Below are 14,160 nucleotides of genomic sequence, written 5' to 3'. Positions count from 1 at the left end.
AGACATGAGCACCCCTAGCGCCGAGCCCGTCCCGCTTCCCGCCAAACGGCGGGTGGCCCAGCTGGCGATGCTGGCGTTCGCGGTCGCCATCGTGATGCTGGCGTACGCCAATGTGGGGCTGGCGCTCGACAACCAGATCCCGTCGGGCATGCTCACCTACGGCCTGGGGCTGGGCGGCCTGATGCTCGCCGCCTACCTGGTGCTGGCGAGGTTCGCCCCCTGGGCGGACCCGCTGATCCTGCCGCTGGTGACGCTGATCAACGGCATCGGGCTGGTGATCATCTACCGGCTGGAGGCGTCCGGCATGAAGGGCGCCTCGGCCACCAACCAGCTGCTGTGGACGGCCGTCGGGGTCGTCATGTTCTCGCTGACGCTGATCGTGCTGCGCGACCACCGCGCGCTGCAGCGTCTGACCTACACGATGGGCGCGGTGGGCCTGGCCCTGCTGGTCGCGCCGCTGCTGCCGTTCATCGGCAGGGAGATCAACGGCGCCCGCATCTGGATCGGCGTCGGCGGCCTCACCCTCCAGCCGGCGGAGTTCACCAAGCTCGCCCTGGTCGTCTTCTTCGCCGGCTACCTGGTCGCCAAGCGCGACGTGCTGGCCCTGGCCGGGCGGCGGCTGCTCTTCATCGACCTGCCCCGGGCCCGTGACCTGGGCCCGGTCCTCATCACCTGGGGTCTCAGCCTGGGCGTGCTGATCCTGCAGAAGGACCTGGGCTCCTCGCTGCTGATCTTCGGCACGTTCATCGCGATGCTCTACATCGCCACCCAGCGCACCTCGTGGGTGCTCATCGGAATCCTGCTCTTCGTGGGCGGCGCGGTCCTGGCGGGGATGCTCTTCAACCACGTGCAGCAACGCTTCACGGTCTACCTCAACCCCGAGGACCCGGCGCTCTTCGACCAGGTTGGTGGCAGCGCGCAGCTCATGGAGGGCCTGTTCGCCATGGGCGAGGGCGGCATCCTCGGCACCGGTCTCGGCCAGGGCCACCCGTACGAGATCCCGCTGGCCTTCTCCGACTTCATCTTCCCCGCCGCCGGTGAGGAGCTGGGCCTGACCGGGCTGATGGCCCTGCTGATGGTCTACGCGCTGCTGGTGGAGCGCGGCCTGCGCACGTCGCTCACGGCCCGCGACCCGTTCTCCAAGCTGCTGGCCGGTGGACTGTCGTTCATCCTGGCCTGGCAGGTCTTCATCATCGTCGGCGGCGTGACCAACCTGATCCCGCTGACCGGTCTGGTCACCCCCTTCATGTCGCAGGGCGGATCCGCGTTGCTGGCCAACTGGATCCTCATCGCGCTGCTGGTACGCATGTCCGACACGGCGAGGAAGCCCCCGCCCCAGGCCATCCAGGACGAAGGAATGACGCAGGTGTTCCAGCGATGAACGGTCCCCTCAAGCGCGCCGCCTTCGCCTGCATGGTCATGTTCGGCCTGCTCATGATCAACGTGAACTACCTGCAGGCCGTGCGGGCGGACGACCTGCGCGCGAACGCGCGCAACGAGCGCAACTTCTACAAGCGGTACGAGGTCGAACGCGGCCGGATCACCGCGGGCGACAAGGTGCTGGCCGAGTCCTTCGACACCGGCGACCCCGAGTTCCGCTTCCAGCGGCGCTACCCCGAGGGCAAGATCTACGCGCCCATCACCGGGTTCTTCGCGCCGGAGAGCGCGCGCGACATGGAGGGCGCCAGGAACAGCCTGCTCGACGGCAGCAGCGCCGACCTGCTGATCCGGCGCAGCATCGACCTGTTCACCGCCAAGCAGTCCAAGGGGGCCAACGTCGACCTGACGATCGACCCCAGGGCGCAGGAGGCGGCCTACAAGGCGCTGGGCGACAGCGGCAAGAAGGGCGCGCTGGTCGCGATCGAGCCGGCGACCGGGGCGATCCTCGCCATGGTCTCGATCCCCACCTACGACCCGAACCCGCTGTCCAAGCCCGACAAGGTGGTCGTCAACAAGGCCTACACCAAGCTGGACAAGGACGAGGACAAGCCCCTGGTGAACCGGGCCATCGAGCGCACCTACCCGCCGGGCTCGACCTTCAAGGTGGTCACCATGGCGGCGTACCTGAACAGCGACGACACCCTGGGCCCGGACAGCCAGGTCGACGCCCCGCAGGTGCTCGACCTGCCCAACACCACCGCCGACCTGCCCAACTACGGCGGGGCGGCGTGCGGCGCCGGGCGCGTGACGCTCTCGTTCTCGCTGGAGAAGTCCTGCAACACCCCGTTCGGCAAGATCGCCATGGAGCTGGGCTACGACGCGCTGCGCGAGCAGGCGCTCAAGTTCGGCATCGGCGGCGAGCCGCTGGAGATCCCCCTGGCCGTCGCGGGCAGCAGCATCGGGCCCGAGGAGGACAAGGCCGCCCTCGCCCAGGCCTCGATCGGCCAGCGCAGCAACCAGATGACCCCGCTGCAGATGGCCATGATCGCCGCCGGGATCGCCAACAACGGCGTGGTCATGAAGCCGTACCTGGTGAAGAAGGTCGCGGACGCCGAGGGCAACGAGATCGAGGCCGCCGACCAGGACGTGCTCTCCACCGCGATGAGCGAGGACAACGCGCGCAAGCTCCAGGAGATGATGATCAACGTCGTCGACAAGGGCACCGCGAGCGCCGCGCAGATCCCCGGCATCAAGGTCGGCGGCAAGACCGGCACCGCCGAGACCGCCCAGGGCCGTGACCCGCACGCCTGGTTCATCTCCTTCGCCCCGGCCGAGAAGCCCAAGATCGCCGTCGCGCTGATCGTGGAGTCCGGGAGCGCCGGAAGCGACGCCTCCGGTGGTCAGACCGCCGCCCCGATCGCCAAGAGCGTGATGGAAGCGGTGCTGGGTAGATGACCGCGTTGCTCGGGGGCCGGTACCGCCCGCTGGGGCGTATCGCGTCGGGCGGCATGGGTGAGGTGTGGCGGGCCAGGGACGACCTGCTCGGCCGCGAGGTCGCGGTGAAGCTGCTGCGCGCGCACGTGGCCGAGGATCCTGAGTTCCGCAGGCGGTTCCGCTCGGAGGCGCGCATCGCGGCCGGGCTCTCCGACCCGGGCATCGCGCAGGTCTTCGACTACGGCGAGGCCGAGGGCGTCGCCTACCTGGTCATGGAGCTGGTTCCTGGCCAGTCGCTGGCGGGCATCCTGACCCGCGACGGCAGGCTGCCCCCCGAGGTCACCCTCGACGTGGTGCACCAGACGGCCAGGGCGCTGCACGCGGCGCACAGCGGCGGGATCATCCACCGGGACATCAAGCCGGGCAACCTGCTGGTGACCGAGGCGGGCGTGATAAAGATCACAGATTTCGGCATCGCCCGGGTGCTGGAGGCCGCGCCGGTCACCCAGACCGGGATGCTGCTCGGCACCGCCCAGTACGTCAGCCCCGAGCAGGCGTCCGGTGAGCCGCTGACGCCCGCCACCGACATCTACTCCCTCGGCGTGGTCGCCTACGAGTGCCTGGCGGGACGGGCGCCGTTCACCGCCGACACGCAGGTGGCGATCGCCCTGATGCACATCGGCGAGCCGCCGCCCCCGCTTCCGGACGACGTGCCGCCGATGGTCCGCGACCTGGTCATGGCGTGCCTGTCCAAGGACCCGCTGCGACGGCCGGCCGGCGCCAGGGAGCTGTCGGAGCGGGCGGACGTGCTGCTCGACGCGCTGACCGCCTCCGGCACCACCGGCCTGGGCATGCTCACCGACCCGGCGGGCTGGCGCGCAGAACCCGCCACCGAGTGGCCGCGCGAGGTCACCTCCTCGTCGCCCGCCGCCTCCACCGGCCCCGGGGTCCCTCCGGTGGTCCCCGACGCGTACCAAGGGCCCGGTGCCGTCCAGGGGCCGGCGTCCGGGAACGCGTACCAGGGCCAGGGCCAGGGCCAGGGCCAGGGCTGGGGCGAGGGGCGGACCGGCTCCGGCGAGGCGCTGCCGGGCGCGTGGCGGCCGGCCACCGCCCCGGTCGCCCCGCCACCTGCGGGCGGGCGCCGTGGCAGGCGCAGGACGACGATGATCGTCGCCGTCGTGGCGGGGTGCGCCGCCGCGGTCGGACTGGGCACGCTGGCCGCCCGTGAGCTGGCGGACGGTCCCGGTGACAGCGAGCCGGGCCGGCCGGTCGTACGGTCGAGTCCGGCCACCGAGCCGTCCACGGCCCGGCCGGACAGGAGCACTCCCGCGGCGAGCAGACCGCCGGTCCCGCCGACGAAGTCGCGCCGACCCACGGTCACGCCGTCGGCTACGGTAAGCACATCGGCCACGCCCACCGCACGGCCGAGTACGTCGCCACCGTCCAGCCCGAGCCCGACGACTCCCACCGCCACGCCCACCGCCCCGACGGCGACACCGAGTGCAGAACCCAGTGCGACTCCCGACCCCGGCGACACGAACCCGCCGAATGAGGAGACGTGATGCGGCAACGGGTCGATGATGGACACCGGTGGCCCAAGAGCTCACCGGCACCCAAGATGAACGGTAAGGGACAGTGCAGGAAATGACTCAGCCCCGACGCCTCGGCGATCGCTACGAGCTTGACGGCGTCGTCGGGCGTGGCGGCATGGCCGAGGTCTATCGCGCCCGAGACATCCGGCTGGATCGGATCGTCGCCATCAAGACCCTCCGCGCGGACCTGGCCAGGGACCACATCTTCCAGGCGCGTTTCCGCCGGGAGGCGCAGTCCGCCGCGTCACTGAACCACCCGTCCATCGTCGCGGTCTACGACACCGGCGAGGACGTCTCCGAGGGCGCGCCGGTGCCCTACATCGTCATGGAGTACGTGGACGGGCGCACCCTGCGCGACCTGCTCCGGGCCGACCGGCGGCTGCTGCCCGAGCGCGCCGCCGAGCTGGTCGACGGGATCCTGCGGGCGCTGGACTACAGCCACCGCGGCGGCATCGTCCACCGCGACATCAAGCCGGCGAACATCATGATCACGCGCAACGGCGACGTCAAGGTCATGGACTTCGGCATCGCCCGCGCGATGGCCGACTCGGCCGCGACGATGACGCAGACCGCCCAGGTGATCGGGACCGCGCAGTACCTCTCGCCGGAGCAGGCCAGGGGCGAGCGGGTCGACGCCCGCAGCGACCTGTACTCCACCGGCTGCGTGCTGTACGAGCTGCTGACCGGGCAGCCGCCGTTCACCGGTGACTCGCCGGTCGCGATCGCCTACCAGCACGTGCGCGAGGACCCGATCCCGCCGTCGCAGATCGACCCCGACATCCCCCCGTGGGCCGACGCCATCGTGCTCAAGGCGATGGCCAAGGACCCGGCGCACCGCTACCAGAGCGCCGGGGAGATGCGGGCCGACATCCAGCGGGCGATGTCCGGCATCCCGACGGACGCCCAGACGACGACCATGGCCGCCGGGACCGCGGTGTACAACCCGGCCACCCGGACCATGCAGGCCCCGCCCCCCGGCGGCCCGGCCACCCAGCGCACCACGGCCGTCCCGGCGTACGAGTACGGCCCCGAGGGTGGCGGTCAGGGCGCGGCGGGCGGCGGGGAGCGCGGACGGCGCCGCCAGCCGGCCGGTGGCAACACCGCGGTGAAGACCGCGGCGTGGATCCTCATCCCGCTGCTGGTCATCGGTGCCTTCATCGGCGTGGGGTACATGTTCCTCAACTCGTCGGGAACCCCGGCCACCGGCGGCAAGGTGAAGATCCCCCCGCTGGCCTCGCAGAGCGCGGAGGTGGCGGCCAAGAGGCTCACCGACCTGGGCCTGACGGTGAAGACGGCCGAGGAGTTCGACGAGGAGGTCCCCGCCGGTGTCGTGATCGAGACCGATCCGGCCGCCGACACCGAGGTCGACAAGGGCGCCGAGGTGACGCTCAAGGTCTCCAAGGGCGTCGAGAAGCTCGAGGTGCCCGACGTGGTCGGCAAGACCGCCGAGGAGGCCCGGAGCATCCTCGAGGAGGCCGGCTTCGAGGTCACCCTGCAGTCCAAGGCCTCCAGCCGCAAGCAGGGGATCGTCTTCGAGACCGTGCCCGCGGCCGGGAAGAAGTACAACAAGGGGGGAAGCGTCCGGATCTACGTGCCCAAGGAGGCCGTGGAGGTGCCGGGGGTGACGAACCTCACGGTCAAGGACGCCAAGGAGACGCTCAAGCAGCTGGGCTTCAAGTGGAAGGTCGTCGAGCAGCCGAGCGACCTGCCCAAGGACACCGTGATCAGCCAGTCTCCCGAGCCCGGCGGCAAGTACCAGCCCGGTACGACGATCACGCTGGTGGTCTCCAGCGGTGAGCCGCCGCAGCCGACCGAGCAGCCGAGCCAGCCGACGGAGGAGCCGACCATCCCCGACGAGCCGACGGACCCGAACCCGGAGCCCACGGAGACCGACGACGGCACCATCCTCGACGAGGCGCCGCCGGACGGGAACTGACGTCCCGGCACCGATGACGAGGAGGACCCCCGCGCCCGCGCGGGGGTCCTCCTCGTTCACGGGGTACGGGGTACGGGCTCCGGAGAGGTCCGGGGGCGGGGATCGCGGAGTCGTTCACCGAGCGGGGCCCGGAAACGGGGAAGAGCCCTTCCGCCACTCGGGGGCGATGGCGGAAGGGCTCTCACTGGTCAATCGTCCAGTAGGGGCCCCGCGTTACACCAATCTTTCGAGCCAGTTCCCGAGCAGCCGGTGACCGTGCTCGGAGATGACCGACTCCGGGTGGAACTGCACGCCCTCGACGGGCGCGGTGCGGTGCCGAAGGCCCATGACCACGCCGTCCTCGGTGACGGCGGTGACCTCCAGCGTCCGCGGGACCGTCCCGGCGAGCACCGTCAGCGAGTGGTAGCGCGTCATCGTCGCCGGTGAGGGCAGCCCGGCGAAGACACCGCGCCCGTCGTGCGTGATCGCGCTGGTACGGCCGTGCACGGGCTCGGGGGCCCGCGCCACGGTCGCGCCGTGGGCGACGGCGATGGCCTGATGTCCCAGGCAGACGCCGAGCAGCGGGATGCCGCGCTCCTCGCAGTGGCCGACCAGCGGGACGCTCACCCCCGCGTCCTCCGGCGTGCCGGGGCCGGGGCTGATCAGGACCCCGTCGAAACCAGAGGCGTCCTCGACCGCGACCCGGTCGCGCGGGCGCACGTCACAGGCCGCGCCGAGCTGCCTGAGGTACTGCACGATGGTGTGGACGAAGCTGTCGTGGTTGTCGACGACGAGGACGCGGCTCATCGGCCCACGACGGTCGGGTCGAGGGAGATGCGAGGTTCGATCCAGGGGAACACGAGGTACCAGAGTACGGCCGCGGCCAGCCCGGCCAGCACCACGGCGGTGAACACCCTGACCGCGAGGCTTCCGGGAAGCGCTCGCCAGATCCATCCGTACATGCGATTCCTTGTCCGGTTCTTGTGGGCCCGTCGTGCTTCGGGGCGTCCCGGCCGCCGGGTGGTCACGGTTCTCAGGTCATTCGGGGCGTTCGAGGCGGTCCCTGCGCTCGTCCAGTTCGCCGAAGACGATCAGCCGCTGGGCCGCCGAGTACTCCGGATGGCAGGTGGAGAGCGTGATCATCGCCTTGGCCGGCTTCCGTCCCGGCCGCCCGGGAACCGGTGCGATGACGTCCACCTCGGTGGGGTCGACGATCCGCTTGTCGGTGACCCGGTAGGTGTAGCGGGCCTCGCGGGTGTCCACGATCAGTGGATCCCCCGGCTGGAGCTCGTCGATGCGGTTGAACGGCGCGGCATAGGTCGTCCGATGGCCAGAAAGTACGAAATTACCGATTTTTCCGGGCATTGCGGTTCCGGGGTAGTGGCCCGGCCCCATCCGCAGCCGGTCCGGGTCGACCCCCTCCACCACGGCGTACCGGTAGTCGTCACCGAGTCTGGGGATCTTCAGCATCGCCACCGCACCGCCCAGCCGGATCGGCCCGAGAGCCGCCTTCTCCTTGTGGACGAACTCCCGTTGCAGCAGGATCTGCTGCCGGGCGGTGTAGGAACCGGTGCCCCAGAGAAGGTAGGCGCAGAAGAGCAGGACGACCAGGCCCGCGGTGATGCTCAGATCGCCCGCGACCCTCAGCATGGCTCTCATGGGGGCAGGTTATTCACGGCGATACCGCCCCGGCCGCGCCTGATCGCCGCCTCGGCGCAACATTTGCCACAGGATGGTGCCCCGCGGAATCGCCATGGCCCGTGCGCGCGGACTATCCTTACACGGAACTTCACCCACCAGCGACCACGCTGACCGACACGGCCTGCGCACGATCCGGATCGCGCAGGGTTGACGCAGGAGAAGAACCCCAGTGCCCAAGCCCAAGACTCGCAAGAAGCCGGTTTACACCCCGCCGCAGGCCTCGCAGCAGATCAAGGTCAGTCCGCGCTGGCTGGCGCCGGTCATGGTGACCTGCTGGATCGTCGGCATCCTGTGGATCGCCGTCTACTACGTGGCCCCCACCGCGCCGCTGTTCGGCACCCTGCAGAACTGGAACCTGCTGGTCGGATTCGCCTTCATCATCCTCGGCGTGATCCTGTCGACCCGCTGGCGTTGACGTTTTCCACAGGCGCCGTCCACACCCTGGGGAAGCATCAGGGTGTGGATCATCCCATGATCCCGAGCTCGGCCTGCACCGCGAACGGCGGCAGCCCGACGACCAGCGCCACCAGCACGACCAGGATCACCGCGCAGCCTCCCCACTGGACGGCGTTGCGGTTCCTGGCCGGGGCGAAGGCGAGGACGGCGGCCACCAGGGCGCCGGTGACCAGGCCGCCGAGGTGTCCCTGCCAGCTGATGCCGGGGATCACGAAGGTGAGCGCCGCGTTGATGCCGATCAGCCAGAGCACACCGCGGACGTCGTAGCCGAGCTTCCTGCCGAGCACGAACAGCGCGCCGAACAGGCCGTAGATCGCGCCTGACGCCCCGACCGCGGCGATGCCGAACAGGTAGATCGCGACGGATCCGCCGAGGGCGGCGAGCAGGTAGAGGGTCAGGAACCTGGCCGCTCCCAGGCGTCGCTCCAGCTCGGGGCCGATGGCGTACAGGGCCCACATGTTGAACAGGATGTGGGTCAGCGACAGGCCGCCCCGCCCCGGCGGCATGTGCAGGAAGGCGCCGGTGATCATCCTCCACCACTCGCCGCTGTAGGCGACCTCGTAGGAGTTCATCGCGAAGGCGGTCAGCACCTGGTCGGTCCGCACGATCTCCGCGACGTACGCCAGCACGTTGAGGATCAGCAGCGCCCAGGTGACCCTGGGCGTGGTGACCGCCCTGCCGCCGAACACGGCCTGCGCCTGGCGCATCCCCTTGCCGCCCTCGGCCACGCACTCGGGGCACTGGAAGCCCACCGCGGCGTCGCGCATGCAGTCGGGGCAGATGGGACGGTCACAGCGCTGGCAGCGGACGTAGGTCTCACGTCCCGGGTGGCGGTAGCAGGTGGGGACGACGGTGCCGGGCTCGTCGGACGGCTGGGTGGTCATGATGTGCGGCTGGCCCCTTCGAGCGTTCTGTCATCCACAGACTGCCAGCCTATGCAGGATGGCGGGCACCCGTGCGCCCGGTGGCGGACGCGTGTTCCCGGGAACGCCGGGAGTGCCGCCGCTGTTCCCCGGACCGGGCGGGCGGCGCTCCGGGACCGGGTGGGCGCCGCTCCCGGCACCGCACCGGGACCGCGCCGGGACCGGGCGGGCGCCGCTCCCGGCGACGGGCGGGCCCGGCCGCGGGAACGCGAACGGCGGCCTCCGGGGAGGCCGCCGGACGATGGATCAGCCCTGTACGCGCTCGATGGTCACCGACTCCAGCACCACCGGCTCGCTGGGACGGTCACGGGCGTCGGTCTCGGTCTTGGCGATGGCGTCGACGACGTCCTGGCCCTCGACGACCTCACCGAAGATGGTGTGCTTGCCGTTCAGGTGAGGGGTGGGCACCACGGTGATGAAGAACTGCGAGCCGTTGGTGCCGCGGCCGAACTGGACGCCGGCGTTGGCCATGGCGAGCAGGTACGGGCGGTTGAAGAAGAGGTCCGGGTGGATCTCGTCGTCGAACTTGTAGCCCGGGCCGCCGACACCCTGGCCCAGCGGGTCACCGCCCTGGATCATGAAGCCGGAGATGACGCGGTGGAAGATCGTGCCGTCGTACAGCTTGGCGGTGGACTTCTCGCCGGTCTCCGGGTGCACCCACTCGCGGGTGCCCTCGGCCAGCTCGACGAAGTTGCGCACGGTCTTGGGCGCGTGATCCGGGAAAAGCTGGACCTTCACGCTACCGCGGTTGGTATTGAGGTTCGCGATCAACTTCTCAGCCATGATCGGACTGCCCCCTTCAGGTCGTTGGCAATGCCTATGCAACGTATTGCTTTTGTGGCGCTTTGACGATTTCGGCCGCGACCGCAGGCCCGCAACCATCCTCCCATGGGTCGTCATGATTGAGGTGCCTTCGAGCGGGAAGGGGTGGCGGCGGGGCCCCAACGAATGGGGAGGTTGATTGTGCCTCTAGCAGTGTTTGGAAAGCGCCAGATGAAGATCGTGGCACCGGAAAGGTCGCTGCGCCACGTGAAGGCTCAGGCTGTCCGAGCCGCGGACCGGGTCGGCCCGATGGCCGACCAGGCCCGCGAAGCGGCGAGTCATGCCCGTGACGCGGCCAGCGAAAAGATCATCGTCGCCCGTGGGTGGGCGGCGCCGAGGCTCGACGCCGCCGCGCACTCGATCGAGGAGCAGCTCGCGCCGAGGATCAGCGCCGCGCTGTCCCAGGCCGCGGCGAGGATCGATCCCGCTCCCGCGAAGTCCAGGAAGTGGCCGATGCTCCTTCTGGTCACGGGCGTCGCGCTCGGAGCGGCGGGTTACGCGCTGTATCGCAAGAACGCCGACCAGTGGGCGGACACGCTCAAGGAGAGCGCCTCCGACGCGTCCCAGTGGGTGGGACAGAAGACGGAGGCGGCGGCGGCCGCGGTCCCCGAGGTGACGAGTGACGCCACCTCGAAGACCGGCGAGTCCAGCGGTACGAACGACTCCAGGGCGGAGCACACCTCCAAGACACAGCCCTGACGGTCGCGTACGCCGCAGCCCGAACGCGGCGTACGGCACGTCCGTGACGTACGGCCCGCACCATCACGATGGTGCGGGCCGTACTTCGTGCCGGGCCTCGCGCGGCCGGGCGTGCTCGGGACGGAGGGCGGGTCGCCTCGCGCCCGTGAATCCCGCGCCCATGCCCCGCCCCCCGCGCATCCCGAATACGCGGGGCCCGCCGGACGTCGCGACGCCCCGCGGGGGTTCGCAGGGATCCGCGGGGTCACGGATGCGGACCGCGGGCCGGCCGGGTCACTCCCGCACGGATCTCACCGGCCGGCCCGCGGAGTCCTTCCGGAGTCGGCCCCCGTGGCCCTCCGGACGTCGGTGCGAGGTCACTTCTTCGTCGCGCAGGTGATGAGGGGCCCGTCACCGGAGAGGGCGATGTGGGTCTCGCTCTTCCCGTGCGCGACGCCGTCCTCGCCCGGAACCGGCGCGGCCTCCGCGAGCACGAAGTGCTCCCCCTTCTTGAGGGGTCCGGCCTCACCGGGCTCGGGCGTGGCCACGCGCGTCCTCTCCGGCCCCCTGCCCTTCTCCACCTTGTCGACCACCTTGTCGACCTTGTCCGGACGGACCATGACCGTGACGTCGGCCCCCTCGGGCACGGCCTTCGGGTCCACCGGCTTCGGGTCCCCCGGCTTCAGGTCCCCGGGCCTGAGGTCCTGCGACTTCATGGTCCCCGGCTTCGGGACGGCCCGGACGACCCCGTCGTCCCCGCGGCCCTCGGTGACTCCGCCGGTCCCGGGCCGGGCCGGAAGGGCGGGGACGGCGGGTATCTTCCCCGCCTTCTTCATCTCCTCGATCTCGGCCTCGGTGAACGCCTTCACCCTCACGGCCACCGCGCCGCCCCCCTCGCACGTGACGAGGACGGCGCCGTCCCCGGGGTCCGGCGTGCCGTCGGCGCTGGCGGCCCCGGTGAGGGTGGCCATCAGGGCTCCCGTCGTCACCAGGGTGGTGGCGAGCATACGGATACGCATGGGTCTCTCCTCATCGAGCGGGTCTGGAGACCACAGGTTCCCGTGCGCCACCTGAACCCAGGCTGAAGGCCGCGGAACGCGTCTTCAGGTTGGCTTTAGGTGGCATGCGGCACGCTGAGCGACATGCGCGTGCTGCTGGTCGAGGACGAGAAACGCCTGGCCCATCTGCTCAAGGAGGGACTGGCGGGCGAGGGCTTCGCCGTCGACGTCGCCCACGACGGCCGCGACGGGCTGTGGATGGCGACCGAGAACCCGTACGACGTGATCGTGCTCGACGTCATGCTGCCCCGGATGAACGGCTACACCCTGTGCGCCCGGCTCCGCGACGCGGGGAACTGGACGCCGATCCTGATGCTCACCGCCAAGGACGGGGTGCACGACGAGGCCGAGGCGCTCGACACCGGGGCGGACGACTTCCTGTCCAAGCCCTTCTCCTACGTGGTGCTGCTGGCCCGGCTGCGCGCGCTGGTACGGCGGGGCGGCACGGCCAGGCCGGTGTCCATCACGGTCGGCGACCTGACCGTGGACCCCGCGGGGCTGCGCTGCCGCCGGGGAGAGGTGGACATCCCGCTGACCCCCAAGGAGTTCGCGGTCCTGCACGGCCTGGCCCGCAGGCAGGGCGAGGTGGTCTCCAAGAGGGAGCTGCTGGCCCAGGCGTGGGACTTCTCCTACGACGGCGATCCGAACATCGTGGAGGTCTACGTGAGCGCGCTCCGCCGCAAGATCGACTCTCCGTTCGGCCGATCGTCGCTGGTGACGGTCCGCGGCGCCGGCTACCGGCTGGAGGCCTGAGATGGCGTCGCACCTGTCGGTACGGCTCCGGGCGACGCTCGCCGCCACCGCCATCGTCGCGATCGCGCTCGGCGTGGCCGCGGCGGTGCTCGTCGGGGTGCTGACCGGGAACCTGACCCGCAGCGCCGCCGGGGAGGCCGCCCGCCGCGCCGGTGCCACCGCCGACGTGCTCGCCACCGGTTCCGTGCGGGGCGACCTCGTGATGAGCGGCACCATCGGGTCCGCCGAACCGGCCGTCCTCGACCCCGACATCAAGGTCTTCGCGAAGGCCGTACGGCCGGGCCCGGTCCTCTCCACCCGCATGTCGGACGGCGTCCCGCCCCCCGGAGCGAAGGGCGGGACCTTCACGACCCTCGTGGAGAGGGTCGTCCCGGCCGAGAAGGACGAGATGACGCGGTGGGCGCCCGGCGAGTCCTTCGCCGTGGCCACGATGCCGGTGGACACCGCCGAGGGCGTGCTGCTCGTACAGGCACGGGCGTCGCTGGAGCCGGCCGAGAACGCCCTGGGGGCCCTGCGCGGCCTGCTGATCCCCGGCATCCCCGCGCTGCTGCTGCTGGTCGCCGCCCTCACCTGGCTGGCCGTCGGCCGGGCGCTGGCGCCGGTCTCGGCCATCCGCGCGGAGATGGCCGACATCACCGCCAGCGACCTGCACCGCAGGGTCCCGGTGCCGCGGGCGCGCGACGAGGTCGCCCGCCTGGCCGAGACCATGAACCGCACGCTCGACCGCCTCGAAGTGGCCGTCGGGCGGCACAAGCGCTTCGTCGCCGACGCCGCCCACGAGCTGCGCAGCCCGCTGGCCGTCCTGCGGACCCGCCTGGAGCTGGCCCCGCCGGGACCGCCGGCGGCCGAGGCGCTGACCGACGTGGAACGGATCCAGGCGCTCACCTCCGACCTGCTGCTGCTCGCCCGCCTGGACGCCGGCGAGCCGGTCCACGCCGAGGAGGTCGACGCCGGCCAGGTCGTCGCCGAGGAGGCGGCGCGGGCGCGGCCCAGGCCGGAGATCGAGGTCGGGCTGGAGGTCGCGGCCGACGCGGTGGTGCTCGGCTCCGCGGGACAGCTGCGCCGGCTGGTCGCCAACCTGGTGGACAACGCGGTGCGCCACGCGGCCTCGGCGGTCGTCGTCCGGCTGGCCGTCGAGGGGGACGAGGTGGTGCTCGACGTGCGCGACGACGGTCCCGGCATCCCCGCCGAGCACCGCGAGGCGGTCTTCGACCGGTTCACCCGCCTGGACGAGGCCAGGGACAGGGACGCGGGCGGCTCCGGCCTCGGGCTGGCCATCGCCAGGGACATCGCGGTACGGCACGGCGGCGGCCTGCGCGTGGTCGCCGGATCCCCCGGGGCGTGGCTCCAGGCCCGGTTCCCGGCGAGGGAACCGGGCCCGTCCCGCTGAGCGGGGCCGTACTCCCGCGGGGCCGTACTCCCGCGCGGGATCGGAACACCCGCTCTTC

14 protein-coding genes are annotated in these 14,160 nt (G+C 71.2%); 8 read left to right on the top strand and 6 right to left on the bottom strand.

From position 1 onward, the window contains the following. The first annotated feature begins 4 nt into the window (after positions 1-4). The 4 genes from ACIBCT_RS19955 (at position 5) to pknB (ending at position 6,342) form a co-directional block, all read left to right on the top strand. Complete coding sequence (locus ACIBCT_RS19955; RefSeq protein ID WP_399190480.1) at positions 5-1,381, top strand: FtsW/RodA/SpoVE family cell cycle protein; 1,377 nt, start codon at positions 5-7, stop codon at positions 1,379-1,381. After that, a complete protein-coding gene (locus tag ACIBCT_RS19950; protein ID WP_399190478.1) occupies positions 1,378-2,835 on the top strand; it encodes a peptidoglycan D,D-transpeptidase FtsI family protein in 1,458 nt (485 codons plus the stop codon). Before ACIBCT_RS19955 ends, ACIBCT_RS19950 begins: the two co-directional genes overlap by 4 nt. Continuing rightward, on the top strand, positions 2,832-4,376 hold the full coding sequence (locus tag ACIBCT_RS19945; RefSeq protein WP_399190476.1) for a serine/threonine-protein kinase: 1,545 nt from the start codon (positions 2,832-2,834) through the stop codon (positions 4,374-4,376). Before ACIBCT_RS19950 ends, ACIBCT_RS19945 begins: the two co-directional genes overlap by 4 nt. 82 nt (positions 4,377-4,458) lie before the next feature. Next, positions 4,459-6,342, top strand: a complete 1,884-nt coding sequence (gene pknB, locus ACIBCT_RS19940; RefSeq protein WP_399190474.1) for a Stk1 family PASTA domain-containing Ser/Thr kinase — start codon at positions 4,459-4,461, stop codon at positions 6,340-6,342. Between the two features lie 213 nt (positions 6,343-6,555). Here the strand turns inward: pknB and ACIBCT_RS19935 are convergent, their stop codons facing one another. The 3 genes from ACIBCT_RS19935 to ACIBCT_RS19925 form a co-directional block, all read right to left on the bottom strand. Continuing rightward, positions 6,556-7,128 carry an anthranilate synthase component II gene (locus ACIBCT_RS19935; RefSeq protein ID WP_399190472.1) on the bottom strand — a complete coding sequence of 191 codons (573 nt, stop codon included), beginning with the start codon at positions 7,126-7,128 and terminating at the stop codon, positions 6,556-6,558. Further along, entirely contained in the window at positions 7,125-7,283 is a 159-nt protein-coding gene (locus ACIBCT_RS19930; RefSeq protein ID WP_399190471.1) for a hypothetical protein, read from the bottom strand. The genes ACIBCT_RS19935 and ACIBCT_RS19930 overlap by 4 nt, the downstream gene beginning before the upstream one ends. A gap of 76 nt (positions 7,284-7,359) precedes the next feature. Next, on the bottom strand, positions 7,360-7,980 hold the full coding sequence (locus ACIBCT_RS19925) for a class E sortase (protein WP_399190469.1): 621 nt from the start codon (positions 7,978-7,980) through the stop codon (positions 7,360-7,362). Between the two features lie 211 nt (positions 7,981-8,191). On the opposite strand from ACIBCT_RS19925, the gene ACIBCT_RS19920 reads away from it, so the two are divergent. Continuing rightward, complete coding sequence (locus ACIBCT_RS19920) at positions 8,192-8,437, top strand: cell division protein CrgA (protein WP_399190467.1); 246 nt, start codon at positions 8,192-8,194, stop codon at positions 8,435-8,437. Positions 8,438-8,486: 49 nt separating this feature from the next. Here ACIBCT_RS19920 and ACIBCT_RS19915 read toward each other — a convergent pair whose 3' ends face one another. Both ACIBCT_RS19915 and ACIBCT_RS19910 read right to left on the bottom strand, forming a co-directional pair. Continuing rightward, positions 8,487-9,362 (bottom strand): rhomboid family intramembrane serine protease, encoded by an 876-nt coding sequence (locus ACIBCT_RS19915; RefSeq protein WP_399190465.1) that lies wholly within the window; start codon positions 9,360-9,362, stop codon positions 8,487-8,489. A gap of 285 nt (positions 9,363-9,647) precedes the next feature. Then, positions 9,648-10,184, bottom strand: coding sequence for a peptidylprolyl isomerase (locus ACIBCT_RS19910; RefSeq protein WP_344892225.1), 537 nt, complete (start codon positions 10,182-10,184; stop codon positions 9,648-9,650). Between the two features lie 210 nt (positions 10,185-10,394). On the opposite strand from ACIBCT_RS19910, the gene ACIBCT_RS19905 reads away from it, so the two are divergent. Further along, positions 10,395-10,922 (top strand): hypothetical protein, encoded by a 528-nt coding sequence (locus ACIBCT_RS19905; protein ID WP_399190463.1) that lies wholly within the window; start codon positions 10,395-10,397, stop codon positions 10,920-10,922. 356 nt (positions 10,923-11,278) lie between these two features. Here ACIBCT_RS19905 and ACIBCT_RS19900 read toward each other — a convergent pair whose 3' ends face one another. Continuing rightward, the gene (locus ACIBCT_RS19900) at positions 11,279-11,920 is read right to left on the bottom strand and encodes a hypothetical protein (protein ID WP_399190461.1); all 642 of its coding nucleotides are present in this window, start codon (positions 11,918-11,920) and stop codon (positions 11,279-11,281) included. Between the two features lie 123 nt (positions 11,921-12,043). Here ACIBCT_RS19900 and ACIBCT_RS19895 point away from each other — a divergent pair, with 123 nt between their 5' ends. Both ACIBCT_RS19895 and ACIBCT_RS19890 read left to right on the top strand, forming a co-directional pair. Beyond that, the gene (locus tag ACIBCT_RS19895) at positions 12,044-12,712 is read left to right on the top strand and encodes a response regulator transcription factor (protein ID WP_344892234.1); all 669 of its coding nucleotides are present in this window, start codon (positions 12,044-12,046) and stop codon (positions 12,710-12,712) included. 1 nt (position 12,713) lies between these two features. Beyond that, entirely contained in the window at positions 12,714-14,102 is a 1,389-nt protein-coding gene (locus ACIBCT_RS19890; RefSeq protein WP_399190459.1) for an ATP-binding protein, read from the top strand. Positions 14,103-14,160 lie beyond the last annotated feature (58 nt).

This window comes from Streptosporangium sp. NPDC050855 (assembly GCF_044456585.1).
In the GTDB taxonomy this organism is placed as follows: domain Bacteria; phylum Actinomycetota; class Actinomycetes; order Streptosporangiales; family Streptosporangiaceae; genus Streptosporangium; species Streptosporangium longisporum.
Note: the sequence above shows the minus strand (reverse complement) of the source record. Positions and strands in the feature narration are given on the sequence as shown.